Annotated in this window: 14 protein-coding genes; 6 read left to right on the top strand and 8 right to left on the bottom strand. The window is 72.9% G+C overall.

Going from position 1 to position 18447, the window contains the following annotated elements:
- Positions 1-553: 553 nt before the first annotated feature.
- Complete coding sequence (locus tag ACFVVA_RS31645; RefSeq protein WP_387694193.1) at positions 554-2095, top strand: AI-2E family transporter; 1542 nt, start codon at positions 554-556, stop codon at positions 2093-2095.
- Positions 2096-2186: 91 nt separating this feature from the next.
- Here ACFVVA_RS31645 and ACFVVA_RS31650 read toward each other — a convergent pair whose 3' ends face one another.
- Together ACFVVA_RS31650 and ACFVVA_RS31655 are read right to left on the bottom strand one after the other, a co-directional pair.
- Entirely contained in the window at positions 2187-2729 is a 543-nt protein-coding gene (locus ACFVVA_RS31650; RefSeq protein WP_359899503.1) for an alkyl hydroperoxide reductase, read from the bottom strand.
- 3 nt (positions 2730-2732) lie between these two features.
- The gene (locus ACFVVA_RS31655; protein WP_359899505.1) at positions 2733-3284 is read right to left on the bottom strand and encodes a peroxiredoxin; all 552 of its coding nucleotides are present in this window, start codon (positions 3282-3284) and stop codon (positions 2733-2735) included.
- 190 nt (positions 3285-3474) lie between these two features.
- Here ACFVVA_RS31655 and ACFVVA_RS31660 point away from each other — a divergent pair, with 190 nt between their 5' ends.
- On the top strand, positions 3475-4425 hold the full coding sequence (locus ACFVVA_RS31660) for a LysR substrate-binding domain-containing protein (RefSeq protein WP_387694194.1): 951 nt from the start codon (positions 3475-3477) through the stop codon (positions 4423-4425).
- Between the two features lie 44 nt (positions 4426-4469).
- Here ACFVVA_RS31660 and ACFVVA_RS31665 read toward each other — a convergent pair whose 3' ends face one another.
- Complete coding sequence (locus tag ACFVVA_RS31665) at positions 4470-5132, bottom strand: TetR/AcrR family transcriptional regulator (protein ID WP_387694195.1); 663 nt, start codon at positions 5130-5132, stop codon at positions 4470-4472.
- 124 nt (positions 5133-5256) lie between these two features.
- On the opposite strand from ACFVVA_RS31665, the gene ACFVVA_RS31670 reads away from it, so the two are divergent.
- Positions 5257-7476: an MMPL family transporter gene (locus tag ACFVVA_RS31670; protein WP_387694196.1), complete on the top strand. Its 2220-nt coding sequence runs from the start codon at positions 5257-5259 to the stop codon at positions 7474-7476.
- Positions 7477-7566: 90 nt separating this feature from the next.
- On the opposite strand, the gene ACFVVA_RS31675 is transcribed toward ACFVVA_RS31670, so the two are convergent.
- From ACFVVA_RS31675 to ACFVVA_RS31685, 3 genes are all read right to left on the bottom strand, one after another.
- Positions 7567-9438: a SpoIIE family protein phosphatase gene (locus ACFVVA_RS31675; RefSeq protein ID WP_387694197.1), complete on the bottom strand. Its 1872-nt coding sequence runs from the start codon at positions 9436-9438 to the stop codon at positions 7567-7569.
- 83 nt (positions 9439-9521) lie between these two features.
- Positions 9522-10193 carry a class I SAM-dependent methyltransferase gene (locus ACFVVA_RS31680; protein WP_387694249.1) on the bottom strand — a complete coding sequence of 224 codons (672 nt, stop codon included), beginning with the start codon at positions 10191-10193 and terminating at the stop codon, positions 9522-9524.
- 574 nt (positions 10194-10767) lie between these two features.
- Positions 10768-13722, bottom strand: coding sequence for a BTAD domain-containing putative transcriptional regulator (locus tag ACFVVA_RS31685; protein WP_387694198.1), 2955 nt, complete (start codon positions 13720-13722; stop codon positions 10768-10770).
- 213 nt (positions 13723-13935) lie between these two features.
- Between ACFVVA_RS31685 and ACFVVA_RS31690 the strand changes: the two genes are divergently transcribed.
- Positions 13936-14220 carry a hypothetical protein gene (locus ACFVVA_RS31690; protein ID WP_387694199.1) on the top strand — a complete coding sequence of 95 codons (285 nt, stop codon included), beginning with the start codon at positions 13936-13938 and terminating at the stop codon, positions 14218-14220.
- 183 nt (positions 14221-14403) lie between these two features.
- On the opposite strand, the gene ACFVVA_RS31695 is transcribed toward ACFVVA_RS31690, so the two are convergent.
- Complete coding sequence (locus tag ACFVVA_RS31695) at positions 14404-14679, bottom strand: hypothetical protein (protein WP_359899518.1); 276 nt, start codon at positions 14677-14679, stop codon at positions 14404-14406.
- A 137-nt stretch (positions 14680-14816) separates the two neighbouring features.
- Between ACFVVA_RS31695 and ACFVVA_RS31700 the strand changes: the two genes are divergently transcribed.
- The gene (locus ACFVVA_RS31700; protein WP_387694200.1) at positions 14817-15575 is read left to right on the top strand and encodes a GntR family transcriptional regulator; all 759 of its coding nucleotides are present in this window, start codon (positions 14817-14819) and stop codon (positions 15573-15575) included.
- 118 nt (positions 15576-15693) lie between these two features.
- Here ACFVVA_RS31700 and ACFVVA_RS31705 read toward each other — a convergent pair whose 3' ends face one another.
- Positions 15694-17361, bottom strand: coding sequence for a fumarate hydratase (locus tag ACFVVA_RS31705; RefSeq protein WP_387694201.1), 1668 nt, complete (start codon positions 17359-17361; stop codon positions 15694-15696).
- A gap of 207 nt (positions 17362-17568) precedes the next feature.
- Here ACFVVA_RS31705 and ACFVVA_RS31710 point away from each other — a divergent pair, with 207 nt between their 5' ends.
- Positions 17569-18273: a DUF1707 domain-containing protein gene (locus ACFVVA_RS31710; protein ID WP_387694250.1), complete on the top strand. Its 705-nt coding sequence runs from the start codon at positions 17569-17571 to the stop codon at positions 18271-18273.
- Positions 18274-18447 lie beyond the last annotated feature (174 nt).

An 18447-nucleotide genomic window follows, 5' to 3' on the forward strand; every position in this document is an offset into this window, starting at 1 on the left:
TCCTCACCCCCTGACGCCGCGGCGGGGGCCCGCCCCCCCCCCCGGGGGCCCCCCCGGGGGGGGGGGGACCCGCGCCCCCCGCCGTTCCCCCCCCCCCGGGCGAGCGGCCGGGGGCCGCGGCGTTCTCGGACACGGGTGTCGCCCGGGCGTTGGCCCGAGGGGTGCGGGGTGCGAGCCCGGTTGCGGACCGCGCCGCCCGGGCTGCGCTGACCAGTGCGCCCTCGGGCGGTGCGGTCCCGGTTGCGGACGCGGGGCGCGGAAAGGGGTCCTGGTTGCTTCCCGCACCGGCCGGTCCGCCGGCAGTTGGCCGCGGGGCGACCTCGGTGGCCGGGCTCCGGGGTCTCGTCCCGACTCCTCCCCAGCGGACCGCATCCGAAACCGGATGGAACCTTGCGTTTTGTCCGGTTCGTCGGCATGGGAGGTTCGAGTCGAACGGGCCCGCGGCCGGACTGGCCGCGCCCTCGCCGGGTAGCGTCATCCCTGACGGCCGCGGCGGGACCCGCGGCGTACCGCCGGGCACGGCGGGTTCGGCAGTGGAGCGGTGGTAGCGAGGATGGCGCGGGGCGGAAAGGCCTTCAAGGCCGTGGCCAAGGGCATGGCCGTGGTGGCGAGCGCGGCCGCCGTGATCGAACGGCGCCGGCGGGCCGCGATGGCGGCCGACCCGCACGAGCCGGCCCTTCCGGGGCCGGCCGCCGGGAACGTTCCGGCGCTCGTGGACGGGCACGTCCCGGCACTTGTCCCGGCACTCGCCGAGGTGCCCGGACCGGTCCCGGTCCCGCGGGCCGACCCGGCCCCGGCGGCCGAGGCGGTCCCGCCGTCCGCCGCGGCGGCCCCGGTCACCGCGCCCGCGCCGGTCGCGCACACCGGGTTCGGGCGGGAGTACCACCCCGGCCGCCCGGCCACCCCCGCCGAGGCGGTGCCGTGGGGGCTGCGGGTGGCCGCGGAGTCGACCTGGCGGCTGCTGCTGCTCGGAGCCGCGCTCTACGTCGTCTTCTACGTGGTCGACATGCTGCGGCTGGTCGCCTTCTCGGTGCTGGCCTCGCTGCTGATCACCGCGCTGCTGGAGCCCTCGGTCTCCTGGCTGCGCCGGCGCGGGGTGCCGCGCTCGCTGGCGGCGGGCGGGGTGTTCCTCAGCGGTCTCGCCGGCATCGGACTGGTCGGCTGGTTCGTGGTCTGGCAGGTGTCGACCAACCTCTCGGACGTCACCACCCAGGTGAAGACCGGCGTCAACCAGATGCGGGACTGGCTGGTCACCGGGCCGCTGCACCTGACCCAGCAGCAGATCACCGACTTCGCCAACCAGATCACCAAGGCCATCACCACCAACACCGATCAGCTCACCTCGGCCTCGATCACCGGCGCGCAGATCGCCGTCGAGGTGCTGACCGCACTGCTGATGACCTTCTTCACCACCTTCTTCTTCCTCTACGACGGGGCGAAGATCTGGAACTGGGCGCTGCGCGGGCTGCCGCGGCACTCCCGCTTCGCGATGGCCGGGGCCGGCCCGAAGGCGTGGGCGACGCTCACCGCCTATGTGCGCGGCACGGTCTGCGTGGCCTTCATCGACGCGCTCTGCATCGGCATCGGCGTCGATCTGCTGGGCGTGCCGCTGGCCCTGCCGCTGGCCGTGATCATCTTCCTGGGCGCCTTCGTCCCGCTGGTCGGCGCACTGGTCACCGGCACCGTCGCGGTGCTGATCGCGCTGGTCACCCAGGGGCCGTGGACGGCGCTGATGGTGCTGGTGGTGCTGGTGGTGGTGATGCAGGTGGAGAGTCACATCCTCCAGCCGCTGATCCTCGGCCGGGCCGTGAGGGTCCACCCGCTCGGCGTGGTGCTCGGCGTCGCGGCCGGCGGCATCATCGGGGGCATCGGCGGCGCGGTGGTCGCCGTCCCGCTGATCGCCGTCACCAACACCGTGGTCACCCACCTGCGTCGGCGCAACGAGGCCGGCCAGGCCGTCTTCACCGCGCTCGAAGCCGCTCGCGAGGCCGCCGAACGGACGGCCGGACAGGCCGCCGGGCGCAGCGCCGGGCGCACCGGCGAGCGCACCGCGGCCACCGGTTCCGCCGCGCCGGCCGCACCCGCCGCCGACTGACCCTCCGCCGTGCCGGACTTCCGGTGCGGAGAACGACGACGGGCCCTCCCGGACATGGTGTCCGGGAGGGCCCGTCGGGGTGCCGGGTGCGTCAGGCGGTGACGGCGGCGAGGGCGGCCTCGGAGTCGAGGACGCCGGCCACGGCCTGGAGGACGGCGGCGATCTTCATCGAGGCCTGGACGACCTCGCGCTCGACGCCGGCCTTGCGCAGCACGGCCTCGTGCGAGTCGAGGCACTGGCCGCAGCCGTTGATGGCGGAGACCGCGAAGCACCAGAGCTCGAAGTCGACCTTCTCGACGCCCGGGGTGCCGATGATGTTCATCCGCAGACCGGCCCGCATCGTGCTGTACTCCTTGTCGGAGAGCAGGTGCAGCGTCCGGTAGTAGACGTTGTTCATCCCCATGATCGCGGCCGCGCCCTTGGCGGCGTTGTACGCCTCCGGGGACAGGTTGGCCTTGGCCTCGGGCTCCAGCTCGCGCAGCAGGCCGGGGCTGCGGGTGGCCATCGCGCAGGACAGCACGGTGCCCCAGAGCTGCTGGGCGGGGAGGTCGGAGTTGCCGATGACCGAGCCCAGGTTGAGCTTGAGGTCCTTGGCGTAGTCCGGGAGGGCGGCCTTCAGGTCGTCGAGAGCCATGGGTCAGCCCGCCAGCAGGGCCTGGGCGTCGAGGGTGTCCTCGCCCTTGTTCCAGTTGCACGGGCACAGCTCGTCGGTCTGCAGGGCGTCCAGCACCCGCAGGACCTCCTTGGGGTTACGGCCGACGGAGCCGGCGGTGACCATGACGAACTGGATCTCGTTGTTCGGGTCGACGATGAAGACGGCGCGCTGGGCGGTGCCGTCCTCGCCCTCGACGCCGCAGGCGCGCATCAGGTCGTGCTTGATGTCGGCCAGCATCGGGAAGGGCAGGTCGCGCAGGTCCTTGTGGTCCTTGCGCCAGGCGTGGTGCACGAACTCGGAGTCGCCGGAGACGCCGAGAACCTGGGCGTCGCGGTCGGCGAACTCGTCGTTCAGCTTGCCGAACGCGGCGATCTCGGTCGGGCAGACGAAGGTGAAGTCCATCGGCCAGAAGAAGACGATCTTCCACTTGCCCTCGTAGGACTTGTGGTTGATATCGGCGAAGGCGCTCGCGGCGTCCAGGTCGACACAGGCCTTGAGGTCGAACTCGGGGAACTTGTCACCGATCGTGAGCACGTTCGCTTCTCCTGAAGTGAGATGAGGGGAGCTTGTCCGGAATCCGGACACCACTCACAGTTCCACATCGTGGACTGATCAGGGAAATAGCTACACTGGATGTGTCTGATCGGAGATTGTTATCAGTACTGAATCCCCCACGTCGCGGCCGGGTTCCCGCCGCAGCGGCGGCACCAAGGGCGACCCGACTGTGGCGAGCGCCACAGCCCGGAGCCCGCGCACCCCGACCGTCGCCCAGTTGCGCGCCTTCGTCGCGGTGGCCGAGCACCGGCACTTCCGGGAGGCCGCCGCCGCCACCGGGACCAGCCAGCCCGCGCTGTCCGGGGCGGTCGCGGCGCTGGAGGAGTCGCTGGGCGCACAGCTGGTCGAGCGTACGACGCGCAAGGTGATCGTCACCCCACTGGGGGAGCGTGTGCACCAGCACGCGCGCCGGGTGCTCGCCTCGCTGCAGGCCCTCACCGAGGAGGTCGAGGCCGCCCGCCGTCCGTTCACCGGGCCGCTGCACCTGGGCGTCATCCCGACCGTCGCGCCCTATCTGCTGCCCACCGTGCTGCGGCTGGTCCGCGACGGCTTCCCGGACCTGGAACTGCACGTCCACGAGGAGCGCACCCCCTCGCTGCTGGAGGGCCTGGCCGCCGGGCGGCTGGACGTCCTGCTGCTCGCGCTGCCGGCCGGCGGGGCCTCGCCGACCAAGGACATCCCGCTGTTCGACGAGGACTTCGTCCTGCTCACCCCGCCCGGCCACCCGCTCGCCGGGCGGATCGACGTCCCGCGCGACGTGCTGCTCGACCTGGACGTGCTGCTCCTGGAGGAGGGCCACTGCCTGCGCGACCAGGCGCTGGACATCTGCCGCGAGGTCGGCGCCGACCCGGCGGGCTCGACCACCCGCGCGGCCGGCCTGTCCACCCTGGTCCAGCTGGTCGCCGGCGGCCTCGGGGTGACCCTGCTGCCCGCCACCGCGCTGGACGTCGAGGCCGGGCGCACCGACCGGCTGGCCGCCGTCCGCTTCGCCGCACCGCAGCCCGGCCGCAGGATCGGGCTGGCCGTCCGGCCGGGCTCGGCCCGCAACGCCGAGTACGAGCGCTTCGCGGCCGCGCTGCGCGAGGTGCTGGTCGAGCTGCCGGTCCGGATCGTGTCCTAGGGCCTGTCTTCAAACCCCCGCCTGCGGGGGTTTGAAGACAGGCCCTAGCCCAGGGTGTCCCGGCCCCCGTGCCGGCCCGGCTCGGGGCGGGCGGCCGGGGTGCCCAGGCAGAGTCCGACCGTCGTCGCGACGAGGAGCTCCAGCGCCTCCAGGGTGTCCTGGTCGGGCCGGTCGCCGGGCCGGCGCAGGGTGAGGTGGCGGGCCGTCAGGCCGTCGAAGCCGCCGAGGAAGTGGACGGCGATCCGGCGGGCGGGCAGCGCCAGGCTCAGGCCGTGGGCGGCCGCGAGGGCGTCGAGCATCTCGGTGGCGGTGCCCTCGATGTCGTGCTGGAGCCCGAGCATGATCTCCTGCATGTCCGGGTCGCGCATGGCCAGCGCCCCGAACTCGCTCAGCAGCACGCAGCGTCCGTGCTCGCCGGTGGCGGCCTCCCAGAGCGCGAGCACCAGGGTGCGGACCTGCTCGCCGAACGCGCCGTCGCCGGGGGAGGCGGCGCGCACCTCGCCGACGAAGTCGGACTTCAGCTGCTGGACGACCGCTCGGTAGAGGTCCTTCTTGGTGCCGAAGGTGTAGTGCACCGTCGCCTGTGCCACGCCCAGCTCGGCCGCGATCGCGCGGGTGCTGCCGGCGGCGATTCCCTCCCTGGTCATCAGGTCGATCGCGGCCTGGACCAGTTGCGGTCGGCGTTCGGAGGCGGGGACGTGGGCCATCCAGTCAGGGTAGCGCCACGGGCGGGCAACTGTGTCGTGCGATCTTGTCGTCCAACTTTGTCACCCGACAAAGTTCGGTCTACGGTGGGACGCGACCTGCCCTGACCGACCCGAGGGACCGCCGATGGCCACGTACCTGTACCGACTGGGCCGATACTGCTTCCGGCGGCGACGGGCCGTCGCCGCCGTCTGGATCGCCCTGCTCCTCGCCGTCGGCGGGGTCGCGGGCGCCTTCGCCGGCAAGACCACCGACGAGTTCAAGGTCCCGGGCACCGAGGCGCAGGCCACCCTGGACCGGATCAAGGACACCTTCCCGGCGCAGGGCCACGGCTCCGCGCAGGTCGTCTTCGCCGCCGGCGCGCCCGGCGGCATCGGGACGCCCGAGGCGGTCAGGGCGGTCGGCGAGTCCGTCGCCCGGATCGCCCAGGTGCCGGGCGTGGCCGCGGTGCCGGACCCGTACGCCACCGGCGCGCTCTCGCCGGACGGGAAGGTCGCGCTCGCGCTGGTCTCCTTCGACCACAAGCTCGCCGACGTCACCGACCAGCAGCGCGACGCGGTGAAGGCCGCCGCCGAGCCGGCCCGCGCGGCCGGGCTGGACGTGGCCTTCGGCGGCGACGCGTACAACACGATGGCCCGGATCGAGGGCGGCAGCGAGGCGATCGGCCTGGTGGTGGCCGGGCTGGTGCTGGTGGTCACCCTCGGCACGCTGGTCGCCGCCGGGCTGCCGCTGCTGACCGCGCTGGTCGGCGTCGGCGTGACGATGGCCGGCCTGCTGGCGCTCACCGGCTCCTTCGAGATCATCACCACCGCGCCGGTGCTGGCCCTGATGGTCGGCCTCGCGGTCGGCATCGACTACGCGCTGTTCATCCTCTTCCGGTACCGCCGCCACCTGGACGAGGGCCTGGAGCCGGAGGAGGCCGCCGCCCGGGCCACCGCGACCGCCGGCAGCGCCGTCGTCTTCGCCGGCCTGACCGTGGTCGTCGCGCTCGCCGGACTCGCCGTCGCGGGCGTGCCCTTCCTCACCGTGATGGGTCTGGCCGCCTCCGGGGCCGTCGTGGTGGCCGTCCTGGTCGCGATCACGCTGCTGCCCGCCGTGCTCGGTTTCACCGGCCGGGCCATCGACCGGCTGCCGATCTGGAAGCGGGCCCTGACCGCCAACGGCCGCACCACCATGGGCGAGCGCTGGGGCCGCTTCGTGGTCCGCCGCCCACTGCCCGTCCTGCTGGTCGCCCTGGCCGGGCTGGGCGCCCTGGCGGTGCCCGCCGCGAGCCTGAACCTCGGTTTGCCGAGCGGCGGTTCGCAGGCCGCCGGGACGGACGCGCGCAAGGCGTACGACCTGGTCGGCGAGAGCTTCGGGCCGGGCTTCAACGCTCCGCTGGTGGTCGTGGTGGACGCCCACGGCGCCCCGCAGCCCGAGCAGGCGGTGCGGGAGGTGGCCGCGAAGCTCCAGACCCTCAAGGGCGTCGGGACGCTGCTGCCGCCGACCGTCGACCAGGAGAGCCGCACCGCGCTGGTGACCGTCATCCCGCAGACCGGTCCGGACCACGCGGACACCGAGGCGCTGGTCAACGAGATCCGCGACCGGAAGGCGGAGTTGAAGGCGGAGACCGGCGCGGACATCGCCGTCACCGGCACCACGGCCGCCAACATCGACGTCTCCACCAAGCTCGGCCAGGCGCTGCCGCCCTTCCTCGCGGTGATCGTCGGGATCGCGGTGGTGCTGCTGGCGCTGGCGTTCCGCTCGGTGCTCGTCCCGCTCAAGGCGGTGGCCGGCTTCCTGCTCAGCGTCACCGCCTCGCTCGGCGCGGTGGTCGCGGTCTACCAGTGGGGCTGGCTGGACGGGCTGATCGACGTGCCCAAGGTCGGGCCGGTGGTGAGCTTCGTGCCGATCCTGCTGATCGGCGTGCTGTTCGGGCTGGCGATGGACTACGAGCTGTTCCTGGTCTCCGGGATGAAGGAGCAGCACGTCCACGGCGCGGCGCCGCGCGAGGCCGTGGTGGCCGGGGTGCGGAACGGGGCCCGGGTGGTCACGGCGGCCGCGCTGATCATGGTGGCGGTGTTCGGCTCGTTCGTCTTCGGCCACGACCCGGTCGTCCAGCCGATCGGCTTCGCCCTCGCGGTGGGCGTGCTGGTGGACGCCTTCGTGGTGCGGATGGCGCTGGTGCCGGCCGCGATGGCGCTGTTCGGCAAGGCCGCCTGGTGGTTCCCGAAGCGGCTGGAGAAGGTCGTGCCGCGGGTGGACATGGAGGGCGAGCAGCTGATGGCCCGGCTCGCGCGACGGCCGGCCGGGGACGGGACGCGGGAGCCGGCCGAGCAGCCGGCCGTGGAGCCGACCCGGATCTGACGGCCCCGGCCCCGGAAGCCCCGGCGCCCGGTGGGATCCGTTCCCGCCGGGCGCCCCCGCGTTCGCGCCCCCGCGTTGGAGGGGGCGCGGTCACATCCCCGCGGGCAGCCGCTGCTCGAACCAGACCACCTTGCCGGTGCCCAGCCTGGTCGCACCCCAGCGGTCCGCGCACCGGGCCACTATCTGCAGCCCGCGCCCGCGTTCGTCCTCCGGCCCGGTGCGGCGCGGGCGCGGCAGCAGCGGGCTGTCGTCACCGACCTCGCAGCGCAGCCGGGCGGTGCGCACCAGGCTCAGGGTGACCGGCCGGGTCGCGTGCTGGACGGCGTTGGTGACCAGCTCGCTGACCATCAGCTCGGTCGCCTCGCTCAGCTCGTCCAGCCCCCAGCGGCGCAGCGTGTGCGCGGCCAGTCGGCGGGCCCGGCCCGGAGTCTCGTTGCGCGGCTGGAGGTACCAGTGCGCGACGTCCCCGGCCGGGATGCCGTCGAAGCAGGCGCCGAGCAGGGCGATGTCGTCGCCGCGGTCGCCGGGCGGCAGGATCCGCAGCGCCTCCTGGCACAGCTGCTCCGGGGACTGCCAGCGGGCGGCGGCGATCCGGGCGCGCAGCATCTCCAGGCCGTCGCTGATCGGGCGGGTGCGGGTCTCCACCAGGCCGTCGGTGAACAGCAGCAGGGCCGAGCCGGGCGGTGCGGGCAGTTCGACGGAGTTGAAGTCCACTCCGCCGACGCCGATCGGTGCTCCGGAGTCCAGTTCGACCAGTTCGGCGATGCCGTCCGGGCGGACCAGCACCGGTGGGACGTGTCCGGCGTTGGCCATCACCACCCGGTTGGCGATCGGGTCGTACACCGCGTAGACGCAGGTGGCCAGGTGCTGTTCCCGGCCGAGCCGCTGGGCCTGTTCGTCCAGGTGGTAGAGCACCTCGTGCGGCGGCAGGTCGAGGGCGGCCAGGGTCTGGGCGCTGGTGCGCAGCTGGCCCATGATGGCGGCCGAGGTGAGCGAGTGGCCCATCACGTCGCCGACGATCAGGGCGACCCGGTTGCCGGGCAGCGGGACGGCGTCGTACCAGTCCCCGCCGACCTGTGCGCCGCGCTCGCCGGGCAGGTAGCGCTGGGCGATCCGGACACCGTGCGACTGCGGCAGGCGCAGCGGCAGCATGCTGCGCTGGAGTTCGTTGGCGATCTCCCACTCGCGGGCGTAGCGCAGTGCGGTGTCCACGGCCAGCCCGGCCTGGGTGGCGAGGTGCGCCGCGGTCGCGGTGTCCGCGGCGTCGAAGACCGGGCGGCCGGTGCGTTCGGGAGGGCGGCGGATCAGTATCAGCAGCCCGAGCACGGCCTTGCGCCCGCGCAGCGGCAGGGCGAGGACGGAGGTCCCGGCGGCCAGCCGGGCCACCCCGCGGGTGCCGTACAGCTCGCGCAGCAGCGTCTCGGCGCGTTCGGCGGCGGGGGTGCCGAGGACGGCGGCCTCGGCGGGGCGGCGGCTCAGCAGGGCGTGGGCGAGCGCCCCGCCGCGGGTCACCGGGGTGGCCGGGCCGCCGTCGGCGGTCGAGCGGGCGCCGTAGCGGGAGCGGCGCCGGTCGTCCAGACCGCTCGGGCGGCCGCGGCGGCCGATCCGGGTGCCGGTGCTGTGGTGTATCCGCAGCTCCTCCGGGAAGCCGGGTTCGCGTTCGACGTTGGGCAGCGGGTCGCGCAGGTGGACGACGGCGGCGTCGGCGAGCGTCGGGACCAGCACCCGGCCGATGTTGCGCAGAGTCGCGGCGAGGTCGAGGGCGCTGTTGATCCGCCGGGTCGCCGAGTCGAGGTACGCCAGGCGGTCCGCCATCTCGGTGCGTTCCGGCCGTGCGCCCGCCCGTCGTACCGGGGCTGCCGGCGGGGCCGTCGCCGGGGCCGGTGTCGCGGCCGGGACCTGGCGGCGCTGGCCCGGGACGGCGGGCGGCTGCTCCGCCTCGGTCTTGAGCTGGTCGCGCACGGCTGCCTGTCCTGGATTCGGTGTGGTCGGTGAGCTGTTCTGTTGCACCGGCCGCGGGTGCGGCCGGGCCTGTCCCGGTTCGATCAGCCGACGCGTCGACAGCGCAGGAACAGCTGTTCCTCCGGCGGCAGCGAGGTACTGGCCGGCGCGTACGGATGCCCCGAGCACTCCTCGACGGCGAAGCCGGCCGTGACCAGAACCCGCTCCAGATCCTCCCTCAGATACCCACTGATCCGCAGCTCTCTGCCAAGGAACGGAAGCGGAACGTGATCCAGGTCCGCCTCGACCATACCGAGCGCCAGCAGTCCGCCCGGCCGCAGGAGTTCGCGCAGCTGCCGCAGCACGGTCGGGATCTCGTCCTGCGGCAGCAGGATCAGCGAGAAGAACGCGGTGACGGCGGCGAAGCGGCCCCGGCCGTCCGGCCCCAGTTCGGGGGCGTTCCAGACCCGGTCCGCACGCTCGGTGGCCAGATCGTACAGGTCGATCCGATGGAACACCGGCGCGAAAACGCCTGGGAAGGCGGTCCGCCGGGCCAGCGTGAGCATGCCGTCGGAGAGGTCCGCGCCGGTCACCCGCAGGCCGTCGGCGACCAGCTGGCGGACGGTCGGTTCGCCGGTGCCGCAGCCCACGTCCAGCACCCGGGCGCCGGGTTCGAGCTCGGCGAGCAGCCGCCGGCCGCAGGCCAGCTGTCCGTCCTTGGCGGGGAACGCCTCGCCGTACTCCGTGCCGATGGTGTCGAAGGCGACCGCCTGCAGTGCCCGGGCCGCCCGCCGCCGCCGTACCTCGGGTTCGTCGTCGCCGGCGTCCTCGTCGACGGGGAACGGGTCCGATATCTGTCCGGTCGTCACGTTGCGAGGCACCCTTCCACCCGTGGCCTCCGGTGGCTCCTCCGCGGCCCCGCGGGCCGCTGCCGGTGGCGGTACGTCACGCTCTGCGCACCACGCGGACGGACTGCACCCCGATGCGTTTCCGAGCAGACACTCGTGTGCGTACTGGCATCTGAGAATATGCGTGATCACTGTGCCGTGGGGTCCCTTTCCGGCCAACTCGCCGCGCTTGGGTGGTTGTGGCCGGGGTTGCGGAAGCACGGGGGTGCGGGCGGGGTTGTGCGCGCGGCCGCGCACGCCGGACAGCGCGCCAGGGGAACGTCGATGACCTGCGGTTTTGCCGATCCGCAGGCTGACTATCGGACGTTTATCGAACGTCAATCGGTCCGGTGCACAGTGGAGTCCAGCGCCGGGGAAGCGTTGAGGGCGCTCCCGCAGCCGGGGGGCTGCGGGGGCGCCGACGCGCGGAACGGGGGAGGTTCTCCGCGGGGGAGCGGAAGCCTTACGGCGCGGGGGGAGAGAGGGGCTCGGTGTGCTGCTGGGAGATGAGGTCCGCCACGGGGGAGGCCTCAGGCACACCGAGCCGCGTGAAGATCGCATGGGCCTCCTGGAGGCAGGCGAGTCCGCGAGCCGGCTGGGCGAGCGCCAACAGGGCCTCGCCCAGTGCGGCGTTCGCCAGGCCCTGGCAGTACGCGGAGCCCAGCTCCTGGCCGATCGCAAGCGACTCGCCGGCCGCCGAGGCCGCCTCGGCGGGCTGCTCGGCGACCAGCAGGGCCGAGGCGAGCCTGGCCAGGGTGTAGCCCTCCCACAGGGGGTTCTGCTGCGACTGGTAGAGCCGGTGCGCCTCCCGCAGGTGCGGAACGGCGTCGCCGCCGGAGAGCACCACACCCAGCTGGTAGAGAGTCTGGGCGAGCAGCGGGCCGTTCTTGGACTCCCGGGCGGCGGCGACACCGTCACCGGCGGACCGGACCGCCGTCTCGGTCATCCCGAGCCGGTGCTGTGCCCGGGCCATGTTGCTGACGATGCGGGCCTCGGCGGTCGGCGCGCCCACCGCCTGGCTGGTGGCCCGGGCCTGTTCCATGAACGGCAGGGCCTCGGCCGGGCGGTTGCCCAGGCTCAGGATCACTCCCAGGATGTTGGCGGTGGCCAGCAGCTGGACGGTCGGGACGTCCGGTGACTGGTGGTCCAGACTGCGGCGCAGCGAGTGCTCGGCGCCCTGGAAGTCACTGGTGACGTAGTTCAGGGCCCCGAGGACGAAGTGCACCCGGGCGAGTGCGGCGGAGTCGTCGCGGAGCTCCGCCTCGCGTCCGAGGGCTTCCAGGACCGGCCGTACCTGGGGGCCGTGGGTCGGGTCCGGATCGAGGCCGTACAGCAGGATCAACAGGTCGATCGCCGCGTGCTGCGAGGAGCGGGGCCCGTTCGCCGCCGCCGCCGTGGAGTTGAGCAGGAGGGCGCTCTCGCTCCGGAGCCAGGACTGGGCGGAACCGCTGGTCGGCAGGCCGATCCCGGGCGAGGACGGCGTGGTGAGCAGCTCGGGCTCGGGGTCGTCCGGTTCGAGGGTCCGGGCCGCGTTGCGGACGGTCGGGATCAGCAGGTCGAGCAGCCGCAGGACGGCCCGTTCCTGCTCCCCGCCGTCGCCCGACCGGTCGTTCTGCCGCTGGGCGTAGAGGCGGAGCAGATCGTGGTAGCGGTAGCGGCCGGGGGTGAAGCACTCCAGCATGTTCGCTTCCACCAGGGCCTCGACGAGCTCCTCGGCGGTGTCCTCGTCCACGCCGAGGAGTGCCGCGGCGGCCGCGAGCGGGATGTCGGGGGAGTCGATCAGCGCGAGCAGTCGAAAGGCGCGGGCCTCGGCGGTGGACAGCTGTCCGTAGCCGAGCCCGATGGTGGTCTCCACGGCGAGGTTGCCGAGTTGGAGCTCGTCCAGGCGGTGACGTTGGTCGGCTAACCGACGGGCCAGGTCGGAGACGCTCCACCGCGGCCGGCTGGCCAGCCGGGCGGCGGCGATGCGGACCGCCAGCGGCAGGAAGCCGCACGCGGTGACCACCGCCATGGCCGCCTCCGGCTCCGCGGCGACCCGCTGCTCCCCGACGATGGCCGAGAACAGCGCCAGGGCCTCCCGCGGAGTCAGCTCCTCGACGTCGAACAGCTGCGCGCCGGGGATGCCGGCGAGCCGGGAACGGCTGGTGGCGAGCACCGCGCAGCCGGAGACGCCCGGGATCAGCGGCCGGATCTGGTCGGCGTCCCGTGCGTTGTCCAGCAGGATGAGCATCCGCCGGTTGGCGAGCAGCGAGCGGTAGAGCGCCGCGCGCTGCTCCATCGACTCCGGGTTCTCGGTGACACCGAGGGCGTGGAGGAAGTCGCCGAGGACGACGACCGGGTCGGCCGGCGAGGCGCCGGCGCCGCGCAGGTCGACGTACAGCTGTCCGTCCGGGAACTCGGCCCGGACCCGGTGGGCGACGTGGACCGCGAGGGTGGTCTTCCCGACGCCGCCGATGCCGGCCAGCGAAGTGACCACCACGGCCTGGCCGGTGGCGTTCATCAGGACCGTCGAGAGGTCGCTCACCAGCTCGGTGCGGCCGCTGAAGTCCAGGACATCGGCCGGGAGTTGGGCCGGTGCCGGGGCGGTGGGCCGGTCCTTCGCCGCCGCTTCGGGCACGGCCGGGAGGGCGAGCGCGGGGTCGGCCGCGAGGATGCGGGTGTGCATCGTGGACAGGCCGACGCCCGGTTCCACCCCGAGTTCCTCGATGAGCAGTTTGCGGGTGTCGGTGTAGACGCCGAGGGCCTCGGCCTGGCGGCCGCAGCGGTACAGCGCCAGCATCAGGAGTTCGCGCAGCCGTTCGCGCAGCGGATGTTCCGTCGTCAGGTTGTTGAGCTCTCCGACGATTTCCGCGTGCTGCCCGATGGTGAGGGCGGCGGCGCACAGGTCCTCGGCGGCGGCCACCTGGCGCTCGGCCAGTCGGAGCCGCTGGGTGTCGGCGTAGGGGCCGGGGATGCCGGTGAGCGGGCGGCCGCTGAACAGGCCCAGTGCCTCGGTGAGCAGCCGGTGCGCGTCCTGCTTGTCGCCGTTCGTCCGGGCGGCCGCGGCCTCGGCGCAGAGCCGTTCGAAGACCGTCAGGTCGAGGGCCTCGCCCGGGATGCGCAGGGCGTAGCCGTCGGCGACCGAGACCAGCAGTTCGGCGGGTGCGCGGACCTCGCGGCGCGGCTCGATGACCGAGCGCAGCCGGGAGACGTAGGTCCGCAGGGCGGCGACCGCCTGGGCCGGCGGGCGATCGCCCCACAGGGCGTCGACCAGGTCCTGGGTGGTGACCGGGCGGCCGGCGTGCAGCAGGAGGGCGCTCAGGACCGCCTGTTGCTGGGGGGAGCCGAGGGAGACGGGCTTCCCGTCGAGCCAGGCCTGGACCGGGCCGAGGACCTGGAAGCGCAGCGCGGGCGAGGGCGGCGTCTCCTGAAACTCCATGAAGTCCCCCGATGGCCTGTGGTGTCGATTTCGTGAAAGGGCGCTCGGCGGTCCGCCGCGGTGCTTCAGCTTAGGCGGACGCCCGACTCTGCCGGACGGTCCCGCAAGTCGCACGATGTTTATCGGACATTTAATCAACCCTACGATACTGTGCCCGCGCCCGCGCCAAGCCGGTCGGGCCGACGACATTTGATGACCGAAAGGCGGCCGCCAATGGCCAACGACCAGAGCGAGACCCCGGTGCCGTCGACGCCCGAGAACCAGGCGCAGACCCCGGCCCCGGACTCCGCTGTGGAGGCCGGCCAGGCTGTCGAGGGCGCGGTCGCCGCGACCTCGAACCCGACCGAGTACACCGAGCCGAGTGCCGACCGGAAGAACGCGATCGAGAACGGGATCTTCGGCGACGAGGCCGACCACCTGCTGGAGCCGGCCAAGCCGGACACCGGCAAGCCGGGCGAGAAGTACGAGCCGGAGAGCATCGTCTTCGGCCACGCGTGAGCCGTGCCGGTCGAGTGCCCCCGTCGCCCCCGTCCGGGCGCGGGGGCACCGGTGGTTATGGGCACGCCAATTCCCCATAGGTGTCAACCGGGTGGCCGAAACATGCCCGCGGTGCACTCATGGTGACCGGCGATATCCGTAACGTGCCCGACGGCGGGTGCGGGACGTTCCGGAATTCCGGATTCACCCGGGGGTATTGCGGTGGTCGGAATGCCGCCGTTTGCCCGCGTTCTGCCGAAATTGCCGAGGAAGATCGTATTCGGCTGAATCGCCCGCCCCGGGGGCGGGGGCGACCTGGTGGGGGTCGGCCGTCCATTCCCGGCCGCCGGGCTCGGGGCGCAGGTAGTGCTCGCCGCCGATGGTGTCCATGTAGATGCCGGTGCGTCCGGTCCTCCGGTCGAGGACGAGTTCACCCACGTGGGGCCGGTAGGCCGGGGTGTTTCGCTGTCGGGTGCTCACCGTGCTGCTCCTCGCTCTGGTCGGCGACTGGCCAGCATCTCTAGAGAAGCTAATATCTCTAGAGATGTCAACGGTCGTATCTCCTTACCGGCGACCGCGGGCACGCCTACGATTTGTCCGAGGCAGAGGGAGCGGCGATGACCGGCAGCAATGGCGACAAGCAGCCCAAGTACCAGCGGATCGCCGAAGCGCTGAAAGCGGCCATCGACAGCGGCCGGTACCGCGCGGGCGACCGCCTGCCCGGCGAGAACGACCTCATGGACGAGTACGGCGTGGCCCGGATGACCGCCCGCCAGGCGCTGGGCGTGCTGCAGAGCGAGGGCATCGCCGAGGCGCGCCGCGGCGCCGGGGTGTTCGTCCGGGACTTCCGGCCGCTGCGCCGGCGCGGCATCCAGCGGCTGGCGCAGGGGCAGTGGGGGTCCGGCCGGTCGATATGGTCGGCGGACATCGACAACCGCAGCCTGGTGGTCGACCAGGTGTCCGTCACCGAGCAGGGCGCGCCCGAGCACGTGGCCCGGATGCTCGGGGCCGCCCCGGGCGCCCCGATGTGCGTGCGGCACCGCCGCTTCGTCCTCGACGGCAAGCCGGTGCTGCTGTCGACCTCCTACCTGCCCGCCGTCCTGGTCGCGGGCACCGCGATCACCCGCGAGGACACCGGCCCCGGCGGCACCTACGCCCGGCTCGCCGAGATCGGCGCCAAGCCCGTGCACTTCCGCGAGGAGGTCCGCTCCCGGATGCCCGGCGCCGAGGAGGCCGCCCGCCTGGAGCTGTCCGCCGGCACCCCCGTCATCCTGATCTGCCGCACCGCCTTCGCCGACGAGGGCCAGGTCGTCGAGCTCAACGAGATGATCCTGGACGCCGCCTCCTACGTCCTGGAGTACGACTTCGACGCCTGAGCGCCGGACGGGGCCCACCGGACGGGGCCCACCGGACGAGGCCGGCTGCCGTCCGCCGCGCGGGAACACCGCCGCCCCGGCCGCAGGGGCGACCGGGGCGGGGCGGGGGCGTGCGGGACTACTCCTTGGAGCGGACGCGCAGGTTGGTGATCAGCGGGCCCTCGGTGGTCTCGCGGAAGAAGTCGTTGCCCTTGTCGTCGACGACGATGAAGGCCGGGAAGTCCTCGACCTCGATGCGCCAGACCGCCTCCATGCCGAGCTCGGCGTACTCCAGCACCTCGACCTTCTTGATGCAGTCCTGGGCGAGGCGGGCGGCCGGGCCGCCGATCGAGCCGAGGTAGAAGCCGCCGTGCGCGGCGCAGGCGTCGGTGACCTGCTTGCTGCGGTTGCCCTTGGCGAGCATGACCATCGAGCCGCCGGCGGCCTGGAACTGGTCGACGTAGGAGTCCATCCGGCCGGCCGTGGTCGGGCCGAAGGAGCCGGAGGCGTAGCCCTCGGGGGTCTTGGCCGGGCCCGCGTAGTAGACCGGGTGGTCCTGGAGGTACTTGGGCATGCCCTCGCCGGCGTCCAGGCGCTCCTTGATCTTGGCGTGGGCGATGTCGCGGGCGACGACCAGGGTGCCGGTGAGCGAGAGCCGGGTCTTCACCGGGTACTTGGACAGCTCGGCGCGGATCGCGGACATCGGCTGGTCGAGGTCGACGCGCACCACGTCGTCGTCCAGGTGCTCGTCGGTGGTGTCCGGCAGGTACTTCGCCGGGTCGGTCTCCAGCTGCTCCAGGAACACGCCCTCGGCGGTGATCTTGCCGAGCGCCTGGCGGTCGGCGGAGCAGGAGACGGCCATCGCGACCGGGAGCGAGGCACCGTGCCGCGGCAGGCGCACCACGCGCACGTCGTGGCAGAAGTACTTGCCGCCGAACTGGGCGCCGATGCCGATCTTCTGGGTCAGCTCGGTGACCTTGGCCTCCAGCTCCAGGTCACGGAAGCCGTGGCCGGTCCTGGCGTCGCCCGAGGTCGGCAGGTTGTCCAGGTAGTGCGCCGAGGCGTACTTGGCGGTCTTCAGCGCGAACTCGGCGCTGGTGCCGCCGATCACGATGGCCAGGTGGTACGGCGGGCAGGCCGCGGTGCCCAGCGAGCGGATCTTCTGCTCCAGGAACGAGAGCATGCTCGCCTCGTTCAGGATGGCCTTGGTCTCCTGGTACAGGTACGACTTGTTGGCGGAGCCGCCGCCCTTGGCCATGAACAGGAACTTGTACGCGTCGCCGTCGGTGGCGTACAGCTCGATCTGGGCCGGCAGGTTGTTGCCGGTGTTCTTCTCGTCCCACATGGTCACCGGGGCCATCTGGGAGTAGCGCAGGTTGAGCCTGGTGTACGCGTCGTAGACGCCCCGCGCGATGGCGGACTCGTCGCCGCCCTCGGTGAGCACGTTCTGGCCGCGCTTGCCCATGACGATCGCGGTGCCGGTGTCCTGGCACATCGGGAGGATGCCGCCGGCCGAGATGTTGACGTTCTTCAGCAGGTCGAGCGCCACGAAGCGGTCGTTGGGGCTGGCCTCCGGGTCGTCCAGGATGCGGCGCAGCTGGGCGAGGTGGGCGGGGCGCAGGTAGTGCGAGATGTCGTGCATCGCCTCGGCCGTCAGCAGCCGCAGCGCCTCGGGCTCGACCTGGAGGAAGGTGCGGCCGCCGGCCTCGAAGGTGGAGACACCCTCGGAGGTGATCTTGCGGTAGGGGGTCGGGTCAGCGCCCAGGGGGAGCAGGTCGCTGTACTCGAAGTCTGGCGTGGGAGCCATGGGGGCGGTCCTTAGCTGTCCAGTTGGTCCGGCTGCGTCGGCGAAGCATCATCCAGGGTAGGACCCGGTGGAAGTCGGCATGCGGACAGGGCAGCCTTGCGTGACCGGGCTCACTCGCGCAGGAGTGCGAGCGACTAGGCTGACCCCGTGGACAACTCGCCGTCGCACGACGATTCGGGGCAGCCGCCGGTGCCGGCGCCCGTACCGATGACCAAGCCCGAACCCAAGCCGGAACTCAAGCCCGAGACCAGGGCGGAGGCCGCGCCGCGGCCGCACGCGCCGGTCGCGGAGGCGGACCTGCGGGTCTCCGACGCCGACCGCGAGAAGGTCGCGGAACTGCTGCGGGACGCCTACGCCGAGGGCCGCCTGGACGCCGACGAGCACGCGGAGCGGATCGAGGCCGCGTACGCCGCGAAGACCTTCGGCGACCTCGTGCCGCTGACCCGGGACCTGCCGGCCCGCCCGCTGTCCTTCGAGAAGCAGCCGCTGAGCGCCCCGCAGGGTCCGCCGCCGCAGCCGCCCGCGCGCCAGGAGTCGCCGACGGTGGTGGCGGTCTTCGGCGGCGCGGCCCGCAAGGGCCGCTGGCGGGTGGGCTCGTACCTGAGCGCCTTCGCCGCGTTCGGCGGGGTGGAGATCGACCTGACCGACGCCGTGTTCGAGTCCCCCGAGGTGGAGATCACGGTGACGGCGATCTTCGGCGGGGTCCAGGTCAGGGTCCCGGAGAACGTGAGCCTGCAGGGATCCGGCATCGGCATCTTCGGCGGCTTCGACGTCCGGGAGACGACCGCGGCGGACCCGTACGCTCCGGTTGTCCGGATCAAGGGCCTTGCGCTGTTCGGTGGTTGCGAGGCGAAGCCGCGCCGCGGCAAGAAGCTGAAGGAATGGGTGCGGCGCCAACTCGGCACCGACTGACCGCCGTTGACCTGCACAGCGCCCGATCGGGGATCAACTCCCGGTCGGGCGCTCGGCGTTGTGGCCGGTGCTCTGCGTAGTCGATTGCGTGCAGTGTGCATGAATCGCGGCCGGGCGGGGTAGTTCCTTCCGCACATCGCTTCTTGGACGGCTGCGCACCGGAGGCGGCCGAGC

Source organism: Kitasatospora sp. NPDC058048 (genome assembly GCF_042885555.1).
Taxonomy (GTDB): Bacteria; Actinomycetota; Actinomycetes; order Streptomycetales; family Streptomycetaceae; genus Kitasatospora; species Kitasatospora lactacystinica.